General features: G+C 72.7%; 3 protein-coding genes and 2 pseudogenes. All 5 read left to right on the top strand.

Going from position 1 to position 5,949, the window contains the following annotated elements:
* Positions 1-595: pseudogene (locus VF697_RS11445) on the top strand (DNA ligase-associated DEXH box helicase); the annotation flags it as partial.
* Between the two features lie 3 nt (positions 596-598).
* Entirely contained in the window at positions 599-2,194 is a 1,596-nt protein-coding gene (locus VF697_RS11450; protein ID WP_331094202.1) for an ATP-dependent DNA ligase, read from the top strand.
* Positions 2,181-4,688: a ligase-associated DNA damage response DEXH box helicase gene (locus VF697_RS11455; protein ID WP_331094204.1), complete on the top strand. Its 2,508-nt coding sequence runs from the start codon at positions 2,181-2,183 to the stop codon at positions 4,686-4,688. The genes VF697_RS11450 and VF697_RS11455 overlap by 14 nt, the downstream gene beginning before the upstream one ends.
* Positions 4,658-5,338, top strand: coding sequence for a ligase-associated DNA damage response endonuclease PdeM (pdeM, locus tag VF697_RS11460; RefSeq protein WP_331094206.1), 681 nt, complete (start codon positions 4,658-4,660; stop codon positions 5,336-5,338). Before VF697_RS11455 ends, pdeM begins: the two co-directional genes overlap by 31 nt.
* Positions 5,339-5,478: 140 nt before the next feature.
* Positions 5,479-5,949 (top strand): annotated as a pseudogene (locus tag VF697_RS11465) (hypothetical protein); the annotation flags it as partial.

The raw sequence follows: 5,949 nt of genomic DNA on the forward strand, positions 1-5,949 counted from the left end.
CTTCGGGCTGCCCATCTACCGCTGGGACGACACGCGGCTCGTCGCCGAGGAGGTGCTGCGCTGGTGGGACGGCAACCGCGAGGCGGGACGGGCCTCGGTGCTCTTCTGCTACGCGCTGGGCAAGGCGCAGCGGCTGCTCGCCGAGCTGGCCCGGCTCACGGACCGCGAGGTGTTCGTCCACGGCGCCACGCACGCGCTGGTGGAGGCCTACCGCGAGGCCGGCGTGCGCATGCTGCCCACCCGGCCCGTGTCCGAGGTGGAGAAGGGCACCTCCTACGCCGGGGCGCTCGTGCTGGCACCGCCGAGCGCGGCCGGCTCCACGTGGATGCGCCGCTTCGGCGAGCACGAGACGGGCTTCGCCTCGGGGTGGATGCGGGTGCGCGGCAACCGGCGCCGCCGGGGGTATGACCGGGGCTTCGTCCTCTCCGACCACGCGGACTGGCCGAGCCTCCTGCGCACCGCGAAGGACACGGGCGCCTCGCGCATCCTCGTCACCCACGGCTCCAGTGAGACGCTCGCGCGCTACCTGCGCGAGAACCGGGGCCTCGACGCGGCGCCGCTCTCCACCCCCTTCGAGGGCGAGACGGAGGAGTGAGACGTGCGGCGACTCGCGGACCTCTATGACGCGCTCGACTCCACCACCTCCACCAACGCCAAGGTGGAGGCCATGGTGGCGTACTTCCATGAGGCGCCTCCCGAGGACGCCGCCTGGGCGCTGTTCTTCCTCACCGGCCGCCGCCTCAAGCGGCTCGTGCCCCCCAAGGCGCTGCGCGAGTGGATCCGCGAGCTGACCGACACCCCGGAGTGGCTCTTCGACGAGACGTACGCCTCGGTGGGTGACCTCGCGGAGATGATCGCCCTGCTGCTCGACCAGACCGAGCGCCCCGGCGAGCCCGAGGAGCTGCCCCTGTCGCGCTGGCTGGAGGAGCGCCTGTTGCCCCTCGCCGGCCTCTCCGCCGCCGAGCAGCGCGAGCGCGTCACCGGCTGGTGGCACGTGCTGCCCCGCCGCGAGCTGTTCCTCTTCAACAAGATGCTCACCGGCGAGCTGCGCGTCGGCGTCTCCGACACGCTCGTCGTGCGGGCGCTGGCGCAGCGCGCGGGACTGCCTCCCGCCGCCGTGTCCCACCGGCTCATGGGCACCTGGGCCCCCTCGCGCGCCTTCTTCGAGCAGCTGCTCGCCCCGGACGTCTCCGATGGAGACCGCTCGCGCCCCTACCCCTTCTACCTGGCCAGCCCCCTGGAGCAGCCCGTGGAGGGGCTCGGCGAGCGCGACGCCTGGCTCGCCGAGTGGAAGTGGGACGGCATCCGCGGCCAGCTCATCCGGCGCAAGGGGGGCGTCTACCTGTGGAGCCGCGGCGAGGAACTCATCACCGAGCGCTTCCCGGAGATCGCCGAGGCCGCCGCCCACCTTCCGGATGGCACCGTGCTCGATGGCGAGGTGCTCGCCTACGCCGACGGGCAGCCACTGCCCTTCAGCCTGCTCCAGCGCCGCATCGGCCGGCAGAAGCTCACCGCCAAGGTGCTCGCCGAGGCCCCCGCCGCCTTCATGACGTATGACCTGCTCGAGCAGGACGGCCAGGACGTGCGCGCGCTCCCCCTCCGCGAGCGCCGCGCCCGGCTGGAGGCCCTGCTGCGCGACCGGCCCCTCTTCCCCATCTCTCCGGCCATCGCCGCGCCCACGTGGGAGGCCCTCGCCGAGCTGCGCCAGGAGTCCCGTTCGCGCAACGTCGAGGGCTTCATGCTCAAGCGGTTCGAGTCCCCCTACCAGCACGGCCGCAAGCGCGGCGACTGGTGGAAGTGGAAGATCGACCCCTTCACCGTGGATGCCATCCTCCTCTATGCGCACCCGGGGCATGGGCGGCGCGCCTCGCTCTACACGGACTACACGTTCGCCGTCTGGCACGGGGAGGAGCTGCTGCCCATCGCCAAGGCGTATTCGGGGCTCACCGACGAGGAGATAGGTCGGCTCGACCGGTGGATCCGCGCACACACGAAGGAGAAGTTCGGCCCCGTGCGCTCCGTGGACCCCGTGCAGGTGTTCGAGCTGCACTTCGAGGGCATCGCCGCCTCGCCCCGGCACAAGTCCGGGATTGCCCTGCGCTTCCCTCGCATCGCCCGGTGGCGGGTGGACAAGACGCCGCGGGACGCGGACTCCCTCGACCAGTTGAAGGAGCTGCTCCATGCCCCCGCGTAAGCGCTCCCGGGCCCGCTCCACCCGAGTCCGCCCGAGCCCCTCGGCCCCCGCCGCTCCGCCCGGGGGAGAGGCGGAGGCGCTCCTCTCGTGGTTCCGCGAGCAGGGGTGGGAGCCGTTTCCCTTTCAGCGCCAGGTCTGGGAGGCGTATGCCCGCGGGGAGAGCGGGCTCATCCATGTGCCCACCGGCGCCGGGAAGACCTATGCGGCCTATATCGGTCCGCTCGCGGACGTCGCCCACCACCGGCAGAAGGGGCTCCAGGTCCTCTACCTCACCCCGCTGCGCGCCGTCTCCCGGGACATCGAGCTCGCGCTGAACGCGCCCCTGTGCGCGCTCGAGGCCGACATCACCGTGGAGAGCCGCACGGGCGACACCTCGTCCTCCATCCGCCGCCGCCAGCGCGAGCGCCTCCCCGAAGTCCTCATCACCACCCCCGAGTCCCTCTCCCTCCTCCTCTGTCACGAGCGCGCCCACGAGCTGTTCGCCTCGCTGCGCGCCGTCATCGTCGACGAGTGGCACGAGCTGCTCGGCTCCAAGCGTGGCACCCAGGTGGAGCTCGCCCTCGCCCGCCTGCGCCGCTTCTCTCCCGGCCTGCGCACCTGGGCCCTGTCGGCCACGCTCGGCAACCTCGACGAGGCCGCCCGCGCCGCCGTGGGCCCCCACGTCTCTCCCACCTTCATCCGCGCCGAGCTCGCGCGTCCCGTCCGCATCGAGACGCTCCTCCCGGACACCGTCGACGCCTTTCCCTGGGCCGGGCACCTCGGCTTCTCCATGCTGCGCAAGGCGGCGGACTGGCTCGACCCGGCCCACTCCACCCTCCTCTTCACCAACACCCGCTCCCAGGCCGAGCGCTGGTACGAGGGCCTGCGCTACCTCCACCCCGAGTGGGAGGACGTCCTCGCCCTCCACCACGGCTCCATCGACCGCGAGGCCCGCGAGCGCGTGGAGCACGGCCTCAAGGACGGCAGCGTGCGCCTCGTCGTCTGCACCTCGTCGCTCGACCTGGGCGTGGACTTCGGCCCCGTGGAGCGCGTGGTGCAGGTGGGCAGCCCCAAGGGCATCGCCCGCACGCTCCAGCGCGCTGGCCGCAGCGCCCACCGCCCCGGCGCCACCGCGCACCTCCTCTTCGTCCCCACCCACGCCCTCGAGTTGGTGGAGATGGCCGCCGCCCGCGAGGGGCTCGCCCACGGTGAGGTGGAGCCCCGGGCGCCCCTGCACCAGCCGCTCGACGTGCTCGCCCAGCACCTCGTCACCTGTGCGCTCGGCGGGGGCTTCAGCCGCGACGCCCTGCTCGCCGAGGTGCGCGGGGCCTACTCCTACCGCGACCTCTCCGACGAGGACTTCGACCGCACGCTCACCCTCGTCACCGAGGGCGGCCCCACCCTGCGCGCCTACCCGCAGTTCCACCGCGTCCTGCGCCTCGAGGATCGCTACGTGGTGGCGGACGCGCGCGTGGCCCGGCTCCACCGGCTCAACGTGGGCACCATCGCCTCGGATGCCACCGTGGAGCTGCGCTACCTCAAGGGCGGCCGGCTCGGCACGGTGGAGGAGTCCTACGTGGGCCGGCTCCGTCCCGGGGACACCTTCCTCTTCGCCGGCAAGCGGCTCGAGTTCCGCATGATGAAGGACCTCACCGCCTACGTGAAGGTGGCCAAGGAGCGCGCCTCGGCCACGCCCCGCTGGAGCGGTGGACGGCTGCCCATCTCCGGCTCGCTGGCCGCCGCCGTGCGCCGCGCCTTCCACGCCGTGCGCCACGGGCAGCTCGACACCGCGGAGCTCGACGCCGCCCGCCCCGTGCTGGAGGCCCAGGCCCGCCTGTCCCGCCTGCCCGCCCAGGACGCCTGCCTCGCCGAGCTGTGCCAGACGCGCGAGGGCCACCATCTCTTCCTCTACCCCTTCGAGGGGCGGCTCGTGCACGAGGGCCTCGCCGCGCTGCTCGCCCTGCGCCTCACGCGGTTGCAGAAGGCCACCTTCAGCCTCGCGGTGAATGACTACGGCCTGGAGCTGCTCACCCCCTCGCCCTTCCCCTTCGAGGAGGCGCTGCGCCCCGCCCTCTTCACCCGCGAGCGGCTGGTGGAGGACATCCTGGAGAGCGTCAACCTCGGCGAGCTGGCCCGGCGTCAGTTCCGCGACGTGGCGCGCGTGGCCGGACTGGTGATGCCGGGACTGCCCGGGGCGCGCAAGTCCACCCGTCAGGTGCAGGCCAGCTCGGGGCTCCTCTACGACGTCTTCGCCCGCTACGAGCCGGACCACATGCTGCTCGCGCAGGCCCGGCGCGAGGTACTGGAGCAGCACTTCGAGCAGACGCGGCTCACGAGCACCCTGGAGCGCCTGGAGCGCTTGCCCCTGGAGTGCATTCACGTCCCACGGCCCACGCCGCTGGGCTTTCCGCTCGTCGTCGAGCGCATCGGCGCCACCCTCTCCAACGAGTCCCTGGCGGACCGGGTGGAGCGCATGAAGGAGAAATGGCTGCGCGAGGACTCCCTGTCCGCCTAGGCGGCACCGAGCTGGAGCTGCGCCCCGAGCGCGCCCTCCACTGGCCCGAGGGTGACGTGCTCGCGGTGGCGGACCTGCACTGGGGCAAGCCGGAGAGCTTCCACCAGCACGGCATTCCCCTGCCCCCGGAGGTGCTGGAGGATGACCTCGCGCGCCTCTCGGCGGCCCTGCGCGCCACGGGGGCCCGGCGGCTGCTGCTGGTGGGGGATCTCGTCCACTCGCGCCGGGGCCTCACGCGCGAGGTGGTGGAGCGCGTGACGGCCTGGCGCGCGGGCCATGAGGTGGAGATGGTGCTGGTGCGCGGCAACCACGACCGCTACCTGGAGCTGCCGCCCGCGTGGAGGATGGAGCTGGTGGAGCCCCATGCGGACCAGGGCCCCTTCCGCTTCTCCCACCACCCGGACCCGGCCGAGGGCCGCTACGTCTGGGCCGGGCACCTCCACCCCACCGTGCGCCTCAACTCCGGCGCGGACCGGCTGCGCCTGCCCTGCTTCCACCTGGGCTCAGCGGTGGGCGTGCTGCCCGCCTTCAGTGCCTTCACCGGGGGCATGGACATCCGCCCGCGCTCCGGCGAGCGCCTCTTCGCCATCGCCGGAGACACCGTGGTGGAGGTGCCGCCCCCGCGCGCCTCGCGTCGGACCCGAGGCTGAGCACGACAACAACCTCCTGGTGCCACACCTGGGGAGTAGGTCACCCCCAATGCACCAGGTAGCTCCTGGAGCGGAGGCTCGGCTCGGGGCAGACAGGAGCCTCGGCCTCGGACGGGCGGGGAGGCCAGCGAGGAGCACGCATGGACGAGCAGAAGAAGTCCGAGTCGAGCCGGGAGGAAGCGGAGCGGTTGGGGCCGTATCAAATTCACGAGCAGGTACCGCAGTCCACGTACAACCAGGGGGAGCTCTACCGCGCCAGGCACGAGAAAAGCGGGGCGGCGGCCCTGGTGCTCAAGCCCGCCGATGAGGACGGAGCCGGACAACTGAGCGACTGGCGGGTACGCATCACCTCCTCGGCCTCGCCTGGCTACGTCGCCATGGAAGTGGAGAACTCCCCGAACTTCGTTGCGCCCGACAAGCACTCGGTGGAGGCGCTGGTGGTCACGCTCGAGGACGTGCGCGAGGGCGTGAGGCACATGGACCATGCCTTGTCCGCCGCCCCCGAGCCCCGCTCGCGACGCCGCCTGGGGCTGGCGCTGGCGAGCGCCGTCGCGGTGGGCGCCCTGGTCTTCGCCCTGGTCCGGCTGACTCCTGTGTCCCCACCCACCGGC

The organism is Archangium sp. (genome assembly GCF_036388035.1).
GTDB lineage: Bacteria > Myxococcota > Myxococcia > Myxococcales > Myxococcaceae > Archangium.

Bases quoted from the DNA above. Each gene is read 5' to 3' on its own strand.
- VF697_RS11455 (WP_331094204.1), top strand. From the start codon at position 2,181: ATGCCCCCGCGTAAGCGCTCCCGGGCCCGCTCCACCCGAGTCCGCCCG.
- pdeM (WP_331094206.1), top strand. From the start codon at position 4,658: ATGGCTGCGCGAGGACTCCCTGTCCGCCTAGGCGGCACCGAGCTGGAG.